Below are 16,396 nucleotides of genomic sequence, written 5' to 3' on the forward strand. Positions count from 1 at the left end.
GTCATCGCGCGTGGACTGCCGAGCGCTCGGGAGTGATCGCAACGCGATGGCCGGAAGGACGATCTCGCGCTGCTCGACCCCCGGCACCGTGCTGGTTCAGCCGGACACAGGGTGGGGGCCGAGGGCGACGTCGTCACCCCACACCACGACGCCCGCTCCGGCCGCGGACACCGAGCCGATCCCGAACAGGACGACGACGTCGCCCGACTTGATTCTGCCCGTGCTGGCTACTGCCCTGGCGCAGAACGCGGCGAACCAGGCGACCGGCGTGTTGACGACGAGGAAGTCGACGTCGTCGATCGTGTACCCGGCCTTGTCGTGAACAGGTCGACGGGAACGCTCAGGTGCACGGCTCCGCGAGGGGCGGTCAACGCGTGACGCACAGCATTGTCGACCAATTGCGGGGCGGCGTGGGAATTGCCTATCTCCTGCCCTACTTGGCGCACCGCCCCAACGCACCGCCCCAACGCACCGACCACGTCCACCCCGTCCTCGGCCCCCTCCTGGAAGCCGCCGCGCCCGTGATGACTTCGGGCCACCGCGCCGCCGATCAGGAGTACCGGTGAACCGTCCGCCTGGGCAACCTCCAGGTAGGGCAGGGCATTCAAGGCTCCAGGCCCGCTGGTCACCAAGGCGACACCCAGCCTGCCGGTCACGCGCGCGTAGCCGTCCGTCATGGCCACCGCGCCCGACTCGTGCCGCGCCACAACGAGCCGCAGGTCCGCGTCGGTCAGGGTGCGATCCAGTAATGGGCCGATGGCGCTTCCGGGGACGCAGAACACCGTGTCAACGCTGCTTTGTTTCAACACCCGCAACAAATGCTCAGAAAATGGTCTTTTGCCAAGTGAGGCCGAGGATGGTGAACGCTCTGGTCATTCATCGGACGGCCCACCGGATGGCCTCGGTGATGCCGTGGCGGGCCGCCAGACGGAGGCCACTGATGACGAGCACCTGGTAAGGGAGGGGCGGCGGGCCCGTGTTGAGCGGCAGGAGCTTAGGAACCAGAGACAAAGAATCTGCCAGGTGTCCGATATCGGGCAACTCCACAGTTCCCGAGCCCTCTCCCTTGGCGTCCAGCCCCAAGACAGGGACCGGCCGCGACCACGTCGGATTGACGGATTCAGCTCCACCCCAACGGGGCAGTGTGAGCTGAGAATGTCATGAGCACGACTACCCTTCCCCCAAAAGGAGGTCGAGCATGCACGTACGTACGCTGATCGGCGGCCTGGCCGCTGCCCTGGTGGTGTCCTTGTCCCTGACGAGTGGCCAGGCCACGGCCGCTCCTTCCGACACGTCGGATGCCCCTCTGGCAGCCCGTGTCCTGACCTACGACGCCAGCGGCTCCGCGGAGTTCAAGAGCGCTGTCGACCAGGGCGCGGCAATCTGGAACGAGAGTGTCGACGCCGTCGAGCTACGATCGGCCGCCGCCGGGCAGAGCGCGAACATACGGGTCCTCGCGGATGACGGCTGGCCGCGCGCCCTGCCCACCACTCTGGGCAACGGAACCGTCTACATCGGGCGCCAGGCCGTCGACCAGGGCTACGACACAATTCGTATCTCCGCCCACGAACTCGGGCACATCCTGGGCCTGCCCGATCGCAAGCCCGGACCGTGCTCGAGTCTGATGTCCGGTTCCAGCGCGGGCACGGCGTGCACGAACCCGTATCCGAACGGGGCAGAGAAGGCGGAGGTCGAGGGGAACTTCGGCAGTGTGCTCGTCGGGCGAGCCCCGGCGATGCGTGGCGAGGTGATCGTGGACTGACGCGTTCCGCACCCTGACACGTGAGGCGTACGTCCGGTGCCCTGCTCACGCCGGACAGGCTCAAGACGAGCGCCCCCACAGACGAACGCCCGCCTGCGCCCCCCAGGCGGGCGTTCGCCCGTCGTGCCTCCTACTGCGGGAGTGCTCTCTCGGGGCCGTTCGCGAAGGCGTGCAGGTAAGGCAGGTCGGCGGCCAGCACGACGGTGATCCACTTCGTGAGTGCGGCTGAGATGTGTAGTCAATTCGCCTCGCGGCGCACGGCAGTTGCCCCACAGGCCGGACGAACCAGACGGTCACGCCCTCGGCCGGTCCCTCGCGATCCAGCTGACGCCCGGCCGATGCCACGACAGCATCTGCGCACGTCCCTGTGTGGTCCGGCGTGCCGGCAACCAAACCCGGCGGGTGATGCGCGGCCGATACTGCCGGCCTCACCAGCCGGGGAACGACTCAGCTCGGGTCGACCGCCGAAGCCCAGTCGAGGTTCACGCCCATCTGGGCATACATGGCCGTGTACCCGACGTAGCAGTTGAACTTCTCGACCTTGCCGTTGTCCAGGTACCAGAAGTCGGCAGTGGGCACGTCGACCTTCGCGCCGGTCGGCTTGACGGTGCCCGCCGGGGACTGGAGCGGTCCCTTGAACGTGCCCTGGATCGCCAGCTCGATGCTGACCACGTCGCCGTTCACGGTGATGCTCTTGAGCTCACGGTGAACATCGGGGAAGAGGTTGGCCATGTACGTCGGAACGCCACCGAGCGCCTCGCCCTGGTAGGCCTGGCCGGCGACCACGTCGTTGAAGACGCCGTCCTTGGTGAAGCTGTTGACGAACGCGTTGACGTCCAGACTGTCGCCCTCCGCCACGTGGTACGCGCGCAGGACGACGGCGAGGTTCTCCCTCTCGTGCTTGGTCAGGTGGCGGTCCGTGAGCGGCAGCTTCGACAGCTCGCGAGGACTCAGGTCCGCGCGGACCTCCGTGCTCGTGCTGCTGACGACGGGGCTTGCGGCCTGTGACGGCACAGCGGCGATGGCAAGGCCACCCAGGCTCGCTATCGCGGCCGTGGCGATGATCGTCTTCTGCCTGAGCAACTTCATGTCGTGCTCCCTCTGGGTTGGTTCTCAGGATCTGAGATCCGTCGCAACGGTCTCTCGGCGTCCTTACAAATCAAACGATCGCTTTACAGAATGAAGGCGGCGGCAGATTGTCAAGCGAATGTTTGAATTGTTCGTTCGCGCCGCAGCTCCAGCACGAGTGCCTCGATCCGCGAGACGGCTGTTTGACAATGAACTCAAGCAGGTGCTTGAGTTCATACCGTGGTACGGGTGGAAAAGACGGACCTGCGCCGAGAGGCCGGTCAGCGCACGCGGGACGGCCTCCAGACGGCCGCCCTGGAGCTACTCGCGCAACGAGGCCAGGAGGGCGTGACACTCCGCGAAATCACAGATCGCGCCGGAGCCAACGTCGCTGCGGTGAGCTACCACTTCGGGTCGCTGAAGGCGCTGTGCGACTCGGCGATAGAGCACGCGTTGGAGCAGTATCTGGACGCGCAGATCCAGGCACTCAATCCGCTTGACTCCACTTCGACACTCCAGGACCTGGCGGCAGCCTTCGCCGGGCCGATGGTGCGCGCGCTGGCGGCCGGTGGACAAGACCTGGCCGTGATGCGGACCGTGGCGCGTGTCGGCATCGAACCGCCCCAGGGGTGGGAGCGGCTGACCGGCAAGTTCGACCAGAGTCGCCGGGAGGCCCTCCGGGTGCTGACAGCGAACCTTCCCGGAGTCGACGAGCAGGAACTGATCTTCCGTACGCGATGCGCAGCCGGCCTGCTGAACTGGCTCGCGCTGGCACCCATCGGCGCCGAGCTGGCCGCTATGTCCGCCGAGCAGATCGAGCGGCAGCTGGTCCCCGTGGTGACTGGAGCGTTCCGCGGGGACGCCGCCGTCGGCCGCTGACCAGGCCAAAAGCCACCGGAATCCAAACAGCTCAAACGAGTTGCGGGATCGTCAATCGGTCCGGGTGCGGAGGCTCCGTACCAGGGTGGGGATCATCACCGACGCTGCGACGAGGTGAAGTGCGAGGAGGGCGGTGGTGGTGACGGCATTTGCCCCGGAGAGGAGGGGCGGGACCAACGAGATCGCGGTCAGCGACACCGCCGTCCACACGAATCGCTCGGCGGGGCGAGCGCTCCAACGAAGAAGAGCGACGGCAACGACGATGCCCACGACCGAGAAGAAGCCGGTCACCACGGCGAACCCGGACAACGGGATCGTCTCGCCACCATCGGGGACCTCGAAGTCGACGCCAACGGCCTGGGCAAGCGCCGCGGCGAGGGTGGTGGCCACCATGGCCGCGAGCGTGGCGATGAAGCCGGTGCCGGCGAGCCCGCGGAGTCCGTGGGTGTGGCTCGTCCGGCCCGATGCCGGGCCTGCGCCGACCCCGGTGTCATTCATTCTGTTCATGTCGTTCCTCCATCCTTCGGCAACTGGGGTACGGGGTGCGCTGACTGGCATGTGACGGTCCTGGCCCTGTGGGCTGACGATGCGCACCCTCGCCGTGCGACGGCCGGGGTTCCGCAGGGCGCGGACGCCGGTGCCGCGGAGCCAGAACCCGGCGTCGCGTCCGAGAACCGGCCCGGGATCGCCGTCGCGCAGCTCCAGCTGCACCCGCCCGCTGGTGACGACGCCGAACGCGTCGTACCACTCCGCCGCGACCACTGCGACACGCGCGCCACCGCGCAGCGTGAGCGTCCACACCGGGACTACTCCGTGCCGTCCGCCGGCAGGCGTTCCGGCAGCCCGAGCCGCGGGAACTGGTCGTCGTGGAACGTGATGATCTCGGCGATCGCCCCGCCGGTGACGCGCAGGACGTCGATCGTCAGCGGCAGGTACGCGCCCTCCTCCTTCTGCCAGAGGTAGAAGGCGACGGCGGGCTGCCGGTTCACGGAGGTGAGGACGGTGCGCAGGCCCTTCATGCCCTCGAAGCCGCTCTCGACCCAGTCGTTCACCACCGCGTCGCGGCCGACGTACAGGCCAGGCGTGGGCGGCATCGAGCAGCGGACGTCGTCCCGCAGCATCGAGGCGAGCGCCGGGACGTCCGTAGCGACGCTGGCGTCGGTATAGCGGCGCACCAGCTCGCGCGTCCCGGCGTCCTCCTCGCCGCCGGTCCAGTCCTGCCGCTCGGCGGGCAGGTGCTCCCGCATGCCGGCGCGGGCCCGCTGGAGCGCGCTGTTCACGGAGTTGACGGAGTCCCCGAGGAGCCCCGCGACCTCCTTCGCCGGCCAGCCGAGCACGTCCCGCAGGATCAGCACGGCCCGCGGGCGCGGCGCGAGGTGCTGGACGGCGACCAGGTACGCCAGCTCGATCGTCTCCCGCGCGACGGCGACGGTCTCCGGCTCGTCCGCGTCGCCCGCGGGCAGCTCGTCGAGCAGCCGGTCCGGGTAGGGCTGAAGCCACAGCACCTCGCCGCCGGTCGCGGGCTCCGGGCGGCGCTTGGCGAGCAGGTCCAGACAGGCGTTGGTGGCGATCCGGTACAGCCAGGCCCGGAACGTCGACCGCCCCTCGAAGGTCTCCCGCCGCCGCCAGGCACGGAGGAACGTCTCCTGCACGGCGTCCTCGGCGTCCTCGAACGACCCGAGCATCCGGTAACAGTGCACGTGCAACTCCCGCCGGTGCCGCTCCGCCAGCCCCGAGAACGCCGGCTCGTCGACCTCACCCAGACCGCTCACGCCCAGCTCCTCCAGCCGCCTGTCCGCACTCATCACGTCATCCTTCCGTCTCGTCGTGTCCGGTCGTAGGTGTGACGGGTGGGGCCGCGAAAACTCATCACTAGATGAGTAGTTCCGAAAGGCTCGAAGCATGGCGTGAGCGTGCGATAGCAGGGCCGCTGTTGCAGCCGATGCAGAGCGAGATTCTTGATCGGGTGCTTGGCGGAGCCGCGAGCCGCTCCGACTGGATGGGGGTCGCACCGCGCAGCGGCTTCTGCCCGGCAGGCAACCGGGCAGCTCAGGGGTCAGGTGCGGCGGGCGGCCCAGACGGTGCGCTCGGTGCGCACGGCTAGGTCGTCGCGGTGCAGGATGCTGTGCGGGCTGTCGACGTCCAGGAGTTCGTCGAGGGCGGCGAGGTCCTCAGGGCTGAGTGCGGGTGCGGCGGCGCCGCGGATGCGTTGCAGGCTGCGGTGGGCGTAGCGGCCGATGGCCTCGCTGCGGTTGCCCTCGATGTTGACGGTGATGGTGCGCTCGTCCTTGAGGGTAAATCCGGCGGCGGCCAGCATCGGCCCCCAGTCGGCGCCGCGGTACGGGACGTGTTCAGCGTGGAAGCTGTCGGCCGCTCTGTGGGCGCGCTCCTCAAGTCCCGGTCGGCCTTCAGGGGCGTCGGCGGGCAGAAAGCGGGGGAAGCCGTCCAGCTCGACGACGGCGAACAGCCCGCCCGGCGCGAGAAGTTCGTGGACGCTACGTAGTGCGCGGTCGGGGTGGGCCATGTGGTGCATCGACGCGGAGGCCCACACCAGGTCCGGTGTGCCGAGGTCGGGCCAGTGGCTGGTGTCGAGGTCGGCCTGCACGGTGCGCACCCGGTCCGAGACGCCGCGGGCGCATGCCTTCTCACGCAGGAGCTGCAGGTGGCCGGCGGAGGCGTCGACCGCGGTGACGTGCACCTCGGGGAAGCGTTCAAGGAGCGCGAAGGTGCCCGCGCCGGTGCCGCAGCCCAGGTCCACGATCTGGCGCGGCTCGACCTTCAGCGGCAGCCAGGTGGTGATGGATGCGATGTGCTCGGCGAGGACCTCGGCGTCCAGGTCGAGGATCTCCGTCTGGCCGCTGTCGTCGTGCTCCTGGTGGTGGCCGTGCGAGCCGCCGTGGTGGGGGGTGTGCTCATGCGCTGGGGTCATGACATCACCGTAGGCACCCCATGCGTATATCGCACGACTCCTTGCGGGATACGCAAACAGGTGGCTTGATGCGCTGCCCGCCGCGCAAGATCATCCCTCATGTGGCGGCGGAACTCCGTACTCGCGAGGGTGCTATTCGCAGGGGCCCTGCCCGGCCGTCTCACTCGCCGGTCTCGCCTGCGTCGCGTTGGTGGCCGCGGCGGGCGTCGCGGTCGAAGATGCCCATGATCTCGCACGGGCCGCCCTCGGCTCCGACCGCGTGCGGCATCATGGTGGGGAACTCGGCGGCCTGGTTGGTCTCGATGCGGAACCGGCGGTGGCCGAGCATGAGGATCGCGGTGCCGGAGAGCACGACGAGCCATTCGCGGCCGGGGTGGGCGCGCATGCGGGCGGGATTGTCGGGCGGCGGCTCGGTCATGCGCTGACGCATGACGCTCATGCCGGGGTCGCCCTTGATGGGCCAGCGCATCAGGCCGTGGGTGCCGTCGATCATCGGGCTGATGACGACGTCGTCGGCGGCGTTCTCCACGAGCTGGTCGAGGGTGGTGTCCAGGGCGCGGGCGAGGGTGACGAGCTGGTCCAGGGCGAGGCGGCGCTGTCCGTTCTCGATCCGGCTCAGCGAGGACTGGCTGAAGTTGGCGCGGGTGGCCAGTTCTTCCAGGGACCAGCCCTGTGCGACGCGCAGTGCGCGGATCCGTTTGCGTACGAGGCTGTCCAGCGCCCCATCTTCTTGCGTCATAGGCAACAAGGTATGCCCTTGCTGCAATGCGGGCTTAACGTCGAATACAGATGGTCCAGCACGGGGGCCAGGTACGACGAAAGGGCGCGACATGTCTGCGCAGACTTCCCGCTACGAGAGCGACACCCTGCCCAGCCGAGACCGTGGACGTGGTGGTGATCGGCGGCGGTGCCGCGGGCCTGAACGGCGCGCTGATGCTCGCACGCTCGCGTCGCTCGGTCGTCGTGATCGACAGCGGCACCCCGCGCAACGCAACTGCCGCAGCAATGCACGGCTTCATCGTCCTGGACGTACCCCGCCGCCCGAGATCCTCAAGCGCGGACGCCAGCAGGTCCGCGAATACGGCGGGCGGATCGTCTTCGGTGAAGTCGCCTCCGCCGAGCCCGCCTGAATCGGTCGAGGGTGACCTACGGTTCACCGTAACCCTCACCGACGGCCGCAGCGTGACCGCGCGCCGCGTCCTGGCGGCCACCGGCCTGCGCGACGTACTGCCCGAGGTGTCGGGCCTGGCCGAGCACTGGGGCCACAGCGTCGTGCACTGCCCCTACTGCCACGGCTGGGAAGTGTGCGACGAGCCCATCGGCATCCTCGCCACCAGCCCCGCTTCCCTCCACCACGCACTGCTGTTCCGTCAGCTGACTGACGACCTCGTGTACTTCACCAATGGCACCGACCTGGACGAGGACACGCGCGCCCGGTTCGCCGCCCGCAACATCCGCATCGTCGAGACCGAGGTACAGGAAGTTGTCGAGAAGGGCGGCGGCCTGCCGGTCTGCGCCTGGTGGACGGCACCTTCGTCGCCCGACGCGTGATCGCGGTGGCCACGCAGTTGCAGGCCCGCACCGAGGGCCTGGACGGGCTGAAGCTGCCGATGGATGACCTGCCCGGCAACATGGGCCGCCGCTTCGCCTCCGCCATGGCCGGCAGCACCGACGTCCACGGCGTGTGGGTGGCGGGCAACGCCACCGATCTGACCGCGCAGGTCGGTGCGTCCGCCGCGGCCGGCGCCCTGGCCGGATCCCACATCAACGCTCTGCTGGCCACCGCCGATACCGACGCGGCCCTCGCCGCCGCCCAGGCCGCGAACACCCCCGCCTGCCCCTCGGCCTGATCCGCGCGGACCGCAGCCAGCGGTCCGCGCGACGAGTCCCCTGTTCCACCCTTCTTTGGCGACCGGCCCTGTTCCGGCGCTGATTCTGCATGCCCTTTTTGAGAGGAAATCATGAGTAGCAGCCAGCCTCCACAGGCGGCGGCCGCGCCAGTAAGCGGCGGGGGTACGCCGGATGCGCGTCAGCTGCGCGCGATCCTGATCACCGTGTCGATCGCGCTGATGGCCGTCATCGCGTCGGTGTCCGGTCTGAACGTCGCCCAGACCCACATGGCCGTCGAGTGGGGCGCCTCGCAGACCACTGTCCTGTGGATCATCAATATTTACACCCTTGCCCTGGCCGCCCTGCTGCTGCCGCTCGGTGCGATCGGTGACCGATTGGGCCGCAAGCCCATGCTGATCACCGGACTGATCATCTTCGGCGCGGCCAGCGTCGTCGCCGGGCTCGCCCCGTCGGCCGCAGTGATGATCAGCGCCCGTGTGGCCGCGGGCGTCAGCGCCGCGATGATCATGCCGATCACGCTGGCCGTCATCACCTCCACGTTCCCCGAGGAGGAACGGGGCAAGGCGATCGGTGTATGGACCGGCGTCGCCGGAGGCGGCGGCATCCTGGGCATGTTCCTCTCCGCGTTCCTCGTGGACGTCGCGGACTGGCGGTGGCTGTTCGTGCTGCCCGTGGTGCTGGTCGTCGTCGCGCTGGCGATGACCCTGAAGTCGGTGCCCAACTCCCTCGAACGCTCCACCCATTCCTTCGACACCATCGGCGCATGGGTGTCCACCATTGCCGTGATCGGACTCATCTACGTCCTGCAGGAAGGCCCCGAGCGCGGCTGGACCGACCCCGTCTCCCTGATCAGCCTGGCCGTCGGCGTCGTCGCCGCCATCGTCTTCGTGGCCTGGGAGCTGCACCGCCGCGAGGCATCCCTGCTGGACGTACGCCTCTTCCGTGAGCGCGGCCTGGCCGGCGGCTCCATCACGCTGCTCGTCGTCTTCGGTGTCCAGGCCGGTATCGCCGTTGTGCTCTTCCCGTTCTTCCAGGCCGTGCTGGGCTGGTCGGGCCTGCTGTCCACCGTGGCGATGATGCCCATGGCCATCATGATGATGATGGCGTCCGGCCTGGCCCCCAAGATGGCCGCCAAGATCGGCGCCCGCTCCACCATGACCGTGGGCATCGCCCTGTCCACCCTCGGCCTCGCGCTGATGGCGCTGTTCGTCTCCGTCGACGGCGGCTACCTGTCCATCCTCGCCGGCATGCTCGCCATGGGCATCGGCATGGGCCTGTCGATGACGCCCTCCACCGAGGCCATCACCAGCTCCCTGCCCCGCGCCAAGCAGGGCGTTGCCTCGGCCCTCAACGACGTCACCCGCGAATTCGGCACCGCCCTGGGCGTCGCGATGCTCGGCGCGCTCCTGGCCAACGGCTACCGCAGCGCCATCGACGACAAGCTTGGCGGCATCCCCCAGGGGGCCGCGGTCACCGCACGCGAAGGCATCGCCAACGCCGTCGAGGTGGCCCCGAGCACTGGCAGCCACGCCCAGGACCTGATCCACAGCGCGCAGCAGTCCTTCGTCGACGGCTGGCAGCAGGCCATGTGGGCAGGCGTCGCCGTCATGGGCGTGCTGCTCATCTACGTCGCTCTTCGCGGGCCGAAGGGCTCAGACCGCGCCACCACGGACGAGGCGGAGACCACGGAGACCGTCACCGTCCGATGACCGCGTAACAACTGGGCGGATCATCCGTCAGGTGTTAGGCATCGCGATACCGCGATGCCTAACACCCCAGCTCAGCAGCGCACGTCGCAACAGGGACGCCCATGCCGAACGAGCTCCTGGACACCTTCATCACCGGACTGTACGTGAAGATCGACGACGAGATCACGGAGACCCGATGGCTGGGCAGACCACCGCAGTTGAGCGACTCCGAGCTGGTGTGTCTCGCCGTGGCGCAGGCTCTGCTGGGCTTCGCCTCGTAGGCCCGCTGGCTGCGGTTCGCCCGCACCAACCTCGCGTCGATGTTCCCGTATCTGCCCCAGCGGCCCGGATACAACAAGGGGCTTCGCGCGGCGTTGCCGCTGGTCAAGAAAGCAATACGACTGCTGGCCACGGACACGGACTTCTGGTTCGACAACCACTGGATCGTGGACTCCACACCGGTGCTGTGCGGGATGTCCCGGCCGACCGTGAAGCGGTCGGAGATGGCCGGCTGGGCCGGATACGGGTATTGCGCCTCGCATTCGCGGTTCTTCTGGGGCCTGCGGCTATTCCTGGTGTGCACGCCGATCGGGATGCCGATCACGTGGGCGCTGGCGAACCCAAAGATCGACGAGCGGGAGGTGCTGGCCGCGATGCTGGACCGCGAACCATCTCTGGCCGAAGACCGGCCTGGCCTGCTCGTCATCGCGGACAAGGGCTTCGCCTCGAAGGAGTTCGAAACCGATCTCGCCTTCCGGGGCGCCGAGTTACTCCGCCCGTCCTTCAAGCGGGAGAAGCGCCGCAAGGGCGAGTCGCTACTGAAGTCGGTACGGCAGCTGATCGAGTCGGTCAATGACACGCTCAAGGGCCAGCTCGATCTGGAACAGCACGGTGGACCGACCTTCGAGGGCGTTGCCGTCCGCGTCGCCCAGCGCGTTCTCCCGATGGCCGCCGCGATCTGGCACAACCACAAGTCCGGTGCCCCCGTCCTGCGGTCTCTGACCGCATTCGACCACTAACCACATCGGAACTACTCGTCCAGGGTCGGTCGGCATGGCTGCGGAGCGTTTTCCTCCTTGGCAGGTCGGGTTTTCGACGTGGTGGAGAACTAGGATGGCCTGCACCAATGCGGTCGTCCGGGAGGGGCCGCAGCGCAGCTTGGTCAGGATTCTCCAGGTCTTGAGGGTGGCGACGGCGCGTTCGCCGCAGCGGCGGATCCGGGCGTGGGCCTTGTTCACGGACTTCGGCCGGCACGCCCGCAGTGAAAGCCACACGCCGGCCAAGAGGCTCGCGATGCAGATTCCGAGGGCGACGTGGTAGCCCACCTCGAACGCGTTGCGGGCCGTGGCCTGCATAGGAGAGGGGACTCCGTGAAGGTTCCCCGTGGCGACGGAGCCGGAGGCAATGTGCGTGTGCCCGAATCGCGAAACGGCCCAGGCATGGTGGGTCACTGCCGCTCCAATGGCGCCGACGAGAGCGAGTCCTACAGCGGTACCGAGCTGGCGGGAGGCGTTCAGCACCGCCGAGGCAGCACCCGCGACAGGCCCAGAGACGTCGCGCATGGCCACGTGGGTGATCCCGGGAACCAGCAGTCCAAAGCCGACTCCGGCGACCAGGTATCCAATGCCCGCAACGACGAATGGGGTGGTTGGCGTCAAGGTGTTCAGCGCTGCCACACCGAGTGCTCCGGCCGCGCAGCCCGTGGTGACGATGGCACGTGGCGTGAAGCGTTGACTGAGTTTGCCGGCCATCTGCGCGGCAACCAGGAACGGGGCGTTCATCACCAGCCACGACAGCCCGGTGTGAAGTGCGGACCACCCGAGAAGGTTCTGGAACATCAAGGTGACGTAGTAGAGCGTGCCGCTGAAGGCTACGTAGCTGGTGAAGTAGATGACGCAGGCGCCGATGAACGCTGAGTTGCTGCGCACAGCTCTCGGCACCAAAGGGTCGCTGGCGCGGCGTTGCCATTGCACGAATGTCGCGAGAACGAGCCCACCGATGACCAGCGGAACCAGGGTTCGCGCTGGCTCCCAGGGGATGTCGGTCGCGGTGATCAGTCCGAAGGTGACTGCTGCCAGGCCCAACGACGCGAGCACGACACCCGGCACGTCAAGCGGCCGCGGCTCGGAGGTTGCGGCGGCCCGCGGGACCGTCAGCCAAATCAAGACGACCGTGACGACGATGATCGGGAGGTTGACCCAAAAGATCGTTGACCAGCCGGATGCCGTCAGCAGTAGGCCGCCGACGATCGGGCCCGCTCCGAAGCCGATGCCGCCGATTGCTGCCCACCAGCCGATCGCATGACCGCGCTGTTCCGGCGGGTGGGTATCGGTTAGCACGGCGAGGGTGAGCGCCAAGATGGCTGCTCCGCCAATGCCTTGCCCGACACGAGCACCTACAAGCGCTGTTGGGCTGGGGGCCAGCGCTGCTGCCGCAGAGCAGAAGCCGAAGACGACGAGACCGGCCAGCAGGACAGGCCGATGGCCAAGCCGATCACCGAGTGCGCCCATCAAAGGGATCAACGCAGCCAGCCCGAGGGCGTAACCGCTGATGATCCACTCCAACGCATCGGGGGCCGCCTGGAGCTCATGCTCGATTGTCGGGAGGGCGACATTGACGATGGTGACATCGAGCTGGATCACGAAACCTGCCAGACACAACGCCAGCAGCGCCGTCCGTCGTCGTTGGCGGGCGCCCAGGGTTGGCACTGATTGGTTCGGGGGCGTCACATCGTGCTCCTGTCACGTTCTCGGTCGTACGCGTGTCATAGGCACTGACACCCCGCAACACGAGGACGTGACCGATGGACCCTGCTGAACAGCTCAGCCGACACTTCGAGGAGAGCCGTCTACGGCTGACTGCACTGGCCCACCGGATCCTCGGCAACAGCGCCGACGCTGAAGACGCTGTCCAAGATGCCTGGGTCCGCCTCAGCCGCCCCGGTGCGACAGACATCGCCGCCGTCACCAACCTCGACGGGTGGATGACCACGGTCGTCTCACGCACATGTCTCAACAAGCTCAGAGCCCGAGCCGCACGCCCCGAAAGCCCGACAGACCCAATCGGGCCCGAACTCCACGTGCGACCGGACCAGGCCCTGAACCCAGAGGATCAGGCTCTTCTCGCCGAGCAGGTCACTATGGCGCTCCATATCGTCCTGGAGAGCCTGACGCCACCCGAGCGCCTCGCGTTCGTGCTTCACGACTCCTTCGGGATGCCGTTCAGCGAGATCGCCGCCATCCTAGGAAATTCGACCGAAGCCACCCGCAAGCTCGCCAGCCGCGCTCGTCAACGAGTGCACGCCGTAGATCCGGCCGAAATTGAGACCAACCCGGCCAACCAACGCAGCGTGGTCAACGCCTTCTTCGCAGCATCCCGCGACGGTGACCTCGACACGCTCCTAACTGTGCTGCACCCCGAGATCACATTCCACGCTGACGGCGGGGCGACCAGGCATGCCGCGACCGCCACGATCCGCGGCCCAGAGAACGTGACACGGCGCGCTGCGACGTTCGCTATCCCGGAGGCCACCTTCCAGCCGATCACAGTAAACGCCAGCGCGGCAGTCATCGTCCGCACCGACCACCAGCCTGTCTCGATCATGGCCTTCGTGATCTCTCACGGCCGAATCGCCCAGATCTACTCACTGCTCGACCAGCCACGCATCGAGCAGCTCGTCAACAGCCTCGGGTAGGCACACCATCAGCCCAGCACCAACAGCTCTGCTCAGGGAGAGGGTGGCAGTCTGCTGGTCTGAGAGCAGTCCGGCGACCGCTTGGGCGATGTCGCTCAGGTGCTCACGACGGCCGAGGTGGCGGGCCAGAGACCGCCAGTTCTTCAGGTGCGCAATTCCGTGCTCGACGCGGATACGTCGTGAGGAGCGCGCCTGGCGCTGCTGTTCGTGCCGCTCTTCGTACCAGGCGGGAGCGTTCTTCTTGAACTTGCGATGGGGCGGTGTCACCACCCGTCCGCCGGTCTGCGCGCCCATCCCTTGATAGCCGGCATCAGCGAGGATCTCCATGGGTGCACTCGGCAGGCTTCGATTCGGTGCCGCACGACCTCGGTACGTACTTCACCGTCAAGCATCTTCCTGAGGACGTACCGATCACCGTCGACGGGGTCGTCCAGACCTCGGCGGACATCTCCGGCGGCACGTACCACACTGTCGTCAACTACCTTTCGCGCCTGCGCCAGTGGCGTGCCGCGGCCCGAGCCCGTGCCGCCCTCGAAGGGCAACCGACCGGGCGCGTCTCGCAGAACCCGAGCGCGCGGCCGACGCACCGCTTCGGACTCTGGCTCGTGCCGTTTCCCGGTGTCGACGGTCAGAACATCGCGTACTCGGGCCGACTGCTCGACCGGTACGGACCGGACTTCACGTACCGCCACTGGATCGGAACCCGCCGCTTTCCGGCTGCGGCCGGGATCATCGGCTTGGTCACTACATTGCTGGTCGGTGCGCAGATCAAGCCGTTGCGGTCGGTACTGCTCAAGTTGAAGGACTCGGGTGCGGGGCCGACGGAGGAGGTCCGCGCCAAGAGCACGTTCACCGTCACCTTCCACGGCACCGGTGGCGACCGACACGTGGTCTGCCGAGTGTCCGGCGGCGACCCCGGCTACACCGAAACAGCCAAGATCCTCGGCGAAGCCGCGATGAGCCTCGCATTCGACGACCTGCCGCGGACGGCCGGTCCGGTTACGCCGGCTGCTGCCATGGGCGACGCGCTGATCGACCGCTTGGTCATGGCTGGGGTCACGTTTGAACTCGTCGAGGAACGACAGTCCACGTCAAGGACCTGACAGTACGTTCGCCAGATCGGATCGGAGATCGAGCACCTGCCCAGCAGCAGGTGGAGGCCGCCTTCCACGCGCAGAGGCCCGGTGCCATGGGTGGACACCGTCTCGTCCACCGGGACGGCCATGGCATACGGGATGCGGCGACGCTGTAGTGCGGCACGGAGCTTGCGGTCCTGGCCGAAGGCGCTGTGGGCGGCCACCCAGCCGAAGGTGACCAAACCGGAACCGGGGGTGCAGCGGCGGCCGGCGTCGGCGCACCAGACGGCGGGCAGGTACCACTCGCGGTCGATAGCGCGCGTCCGGTGCCGCCGGCATACGCGCAGAACACCGCGACCTGGCAGTTCCCGGTCTGCCCGGTGATCCCGGCATTCTGCCGGGCCACCCTGCTCGGCATCCGGCCCGTCTTCAAGAACTCCGTCTCGTCCAGCACCAGCACCCCATCCGGCCGGGCCAGGAACTGGTCGCCTGCCGGATCACGCCCGAGGCCCTGCTGAGAGCCTCGGCCGAGTGGACCGCCCAGATCACCCGTTATCGACCGCGGCCCCGTGAACGATCTCGGTACTGCGGCAAGCTGCCGCCGAATCGGTCTCACTTCGCGACCGCGCTGCCGCAGCGGCACGTCGTCTGCCCGGTCCCTCGGCCCGATGTTTCGCCCGTCGTGGTGTTCGGTGCAGGCGGCCTGCTGCCGTGCGGTCCCGGAGCGGCGGCACGGCCGTGTGCCGGATTACCGGTGAGGCCCCTGTCTTCGGCAGGATGGGCGCCATGACCGAGATCCGCACACCCCGCCTCCTCCTGCGTCGCTGGCATGACGACGACCTCGCGCCGATGGCGGATATCAACGCAGACCCCCGGGTCATGCGCTGGATCGACGACGGCTCGGTGCGCGACCTGGACCACACGGCACAGGCCATCGAGCGCTGGGAGGAGGAGTGGGACGAGGAGGGCTTCGGACTCTTCGCCGTCGAACTGCTGGCCTCGGGTGAACTGGCAGGCTTCACGGGTCTGTCCGTGCCCGAGTTCCTGCCGGAGGTCCTGCCCGCCGTGTCCATCAGCTGGCGGCTCGGCTCACCGTTCTGGGGCCAGGGATACGCCTCCGAAGCCGCCCACGCCACCCTGGAATTCGCACTCCAGGACCGCGGCCTCGACCGCATCATCAGCATCAGTCAGGCCGGGGACGACGCCTCCGAGGACATCATCCGAAAGCTCGGCATGGCGCCCGAGCGAGAGACCACACACCCGGTATACGACTATCCACTGCGCGTACACGCCATCGACCTCACCGAGTTCCAGGCGTGAACCGGCCGCACCGCTGACCACCACCATGCTGATCTGCGGTTCCTCCCGGGACAGCAGCGGCATCACCACCGGACTGGTCGAAGAGCTCAACCGAAGCAGATCGCCGGTCAGCCCGCTCGCCCGTGCGGG

16 protein-coding genes and 3 pseudogenes are annotated in these 16,396 nt (G+C 68.0%); 10 read left to right on the forward strand and 9 right to left on the reverse strand.

Annotated elements, in window-relative coordinates; genetic code table 11:
• Window positions 1-46 precede the first annotated feature (46 nt).
• Window positions 47-322, forward strand: coding sequence for a hypothetical protein (locus KCH87_RS01395; RefSeq protein WP_210584054.1), 276 nt, complete (start codon window positions 47-49; stop codon window positions 320-322).
• On the opposite strand, the gene KCH87_RS01400 is transcribed toward KCH87_RS01395, so the two are convergent.
• The gene (locus KCH87_RS01400) at window positions 228-809 is read right to left on the reverse strand and encodes a thiamine pyrophosphate-binding protein (RefSeq protein WP_308298717.1); all 582 of its coding nucleotides are present in this window, start codon (window positions 807-809) and stop codon (window positions 228-230) included. The two genes, KCH87_RS01395 and KCH87_RS01400, sit on opposite strands and share 95 nt — an antisense overlap.
• A 389-nt stretch (window positions 810-1,198) precedes the next feature.
• On the opposite strand from KCH87_RS01400, the gene KCH87_RS01405 reads away from it, so the two are divergent.
• Window positions 1,199-1,762: a snapalysin family zinc-dependent metalloprotease gene (locus KCH87_RS01405; RefSeq protein ID WP_210583402.1), complete on the forward strand. Its 564-nt coding sequence runs from the start codon at window positions 1,199-1,201 to the stop codon at window positions 1,760-1,762.
• A gap of 447 nt (window positions 1,763-2,209) precedes the next feature.
• Here KCH87_RS01405 and KCH87_RS01410 read toward each other — a convergent pair whose 3' ends face one another.
• The gene (locus KCH87_RS01410) at window positions 2,210-2,851 is read right to left on the reverse strand and encodes a nuclear transport factor 2 family protein (protein WP_210583403.1); all 642 of its coding nucleotides are present in this window, start codon (window positions 2,849-2,851) and stop codon (window positions 2,210-2,212) included.
• A 228-nt stretch (window positions 2,852-3,079) separates the two neighbouring features.
• Between KCH87_RS01410 and KCH87_RS01415 the strand changes: the two genes are divergently transcribed.
• Window positions 3,080-3,709: a TetR/AcrR family transcriptional regulator gene (locus tag KCH87_RS01415; protein WP_308298718.1), complete on the forward strand. Its 630-nt coding sequence runs from the start codon at window positions 3,080-3,082 to the stop codon at window positions 3,707-3,709.
• Window positions 3,710-3,760: 51 nt separating this feature from the next.
• Here the strand turns inward: KCH87_RS01415 and KCH87_RS50370 are convergent, their stop codons facing one another.
• From KCH87_RS50370 to KCH87_RS01435, 4 genes are all read right to left on the reverse strand, one after another.
• Entirely contained in the window at window positions 3,761-4,510 is a 750-nt protein-coding gene (locus tag KCH87_RS50370) for a DUF6069 family protein (protein WP_210583406.1), read from the reverse strand.
• Between the two features lie 5 nt (window positions 4,511-4,515).
• Window positions 4,516-5,514 carry an RNA polymerase subunit sigma-70 gene (locus tag KCH87_RS01425; protein ID WP_210583408.1) on the reverse strand — a complete coding sequence of 333 codons (999 nt, stop codon included), beginning with the start codon at window positions 5,512-5,514 and terminating at the stop codon, window positions 4,516-4,518.
• 251 nt (window positions 5,515-5,765) lie between these two features.
• The gene (locus KCH87_RS01430; protein ID WP_210583410.1) at window positions 5,766-6,638 is read right to left on the reverse strand and encodes a trans-aconitate 2-methyltransferase; all 873 of its coding nucleotides are present in this window, start codon (window positions 6,636-6,638) and stop codon (window positions 5,766-5,768) included.
• A gap of 160 nt (window positions 6,639-6,798) precedes the next feature.
• Entirely contained in the window at window positions 6,799-7,377 is a 579-nt protein-coding gene (locus KCH87_RS01435) for an XRE family transcriptional regulator (RefSeq protein WP_210583411.1), read from the reverse strand.
• Window positions 7,378-7,520: 143 nt separating this feature from the next.
• On the opposite strand from KCH87_RS01435, the gene KCH87_RS01440 reads away from it, so the two are divergent.
• From KCH87_RS01440 to KCH87_RS01450, 4 genes and pseudogenes are all read left to right on the forward strand, one after another.
• Window positions 7,521-8,189, forward strand: coding sequence for an FAD-dependent oxidoreductase (locus tag KCH87_RS01440; RefSeq protein ID WP_308298719.1), 669 nt, complete (start codon window positions 7,521-7,523; stop codon window positions 8,187-8,189).
• Window positions 8,159-8,488, forward strand: coding sequence for a hypothetical protein (locus KCH87_RS48755; protein ID WP_247195537.1), 330 nt, complete (start codon window positions 8,159-8,161; stop codon window positions 8,486-8,488). The genes KCH87_RS01440 and KCH87_RS48755 overlap by 31 nt, the downstream gene beginning before the upstream one ends.
• 111 nt (window positions 8,489-8,599) lie before the next feature.
• On the forward strand, window positions 8,600-10,198 hold the full coding sequence (locus tag KCH87_RS01445) for an MFS transporter (RefSeq protein ID WP_210583412.1): 1,599 nt from the start codon (window positions 8,600-8,602) through the stop codon (window positions 10,196-10,198).
• A gap of 101 nt (window positions 10,199-10,299) precedes the next feature.
• A pseudogene (locus KCH87_RS01450) lies at window positions 10,300-11,196 on the forward strand (IS982 family transposase).
• Between the two features lie 72 nt (window positions 11,197-11,268).
• On the opposite strand, the pseudogene KCH87_RS01455 reads toward KCH87_RS01450, so the two are convergent.
• Both KCH87_RS01455 and KCH87_RS01460 read right to left on the reverse strand, forming a co-directional pair.
• Window positions 11,269-11,421: pseudogene (locus KCH87_RS01455) on the reverse strand (IS5/IS1182 family transposase); the annotation flags it as partial.
• 249 nt (window positions 11,422-11,670) lie between these two features.
• Window positions 11,671-12,906, reverse strand: a pseudogene (locus tag KCH87_RS01460) (MFS transporter); the annotation flags it as partial.
• 74 nt (window positions 12,907-12,980) lie between these two features.
• Between KCH87_RS01460 and KCH87_RS01465 the strand changes: the two are divergent.
• Window positions 12,981-13,871, forward strand: a complete 891-nt coding sequence (locus KCH87_RS01465) for a sigma-70 family RNA polymerase sigma factor (RefSeq protein WP_210583413.1) — start codon at window positions 12,981-12,983, stop codon at window positions 13,869-13,871.
• Here the strand turns inward: KCH87_RS01465 and KCH87_RS01470 are convergent.
• The gene (locus tag KCH87_RS01470) at window positions 13,821-14,198 is read right to left on the reverse strand and encodes a transposase family protein (protein ID WP_247195538.1); all 378 of its coding nucleotides are present in this window, start codon (window positions 14,196-14,198) and stop codon (window positions 13,821-13,823) included. The genes KCH87_RS01465 and KCH87_RS01470 overlap by 51 nt on opposite strands.
• A gap of 2 nt (window positions 14,199-14,200) precedes the next feature.
• Between KCH87_RS01470 and KCH87_RS01475 the strand changes: the two genes are divergently transcribed.
• Both KCH87_RS01475 and KCH87_RS01485 read left to right on the forward strand, forming a co-directional pair.
• Window positions 14,201-14,974 carry a hypothetical protein gene (locus KCH87_RS01475; RefSeq protein WP_210583414.1) on the forward strand — a complete coding sequence of 258 codons (774 nt, stop codon included), beginning with the start codon at window positions 14,201-14,203 and terminating at the stop codon, window positions 14,972-14,974.
• Between the two features lie 759 nt (window positions 14,975-15,733).
• Window positions 15,734-16,267, forward strand: a complete 534-nt coding sequence (locus KCH87_RS01485) for a GNAT family N-acetyltransferase (RefSeq protein WP_210583416.1) — start codon at window positions 15,734-15,736, stop codon at window positions 16,265-16,267.
• Window positions 16,268-16,396: the final 129 nt, after the last annotated feature.

The organism is Streptomyces sp. GESEQ-35 (genome assembly GCF_017948485.1).
GTDB lineage: Bacteria > Actinomycetota > Actinomycetes > Streptomycetales > Streptomycetaceae > Streptomyces.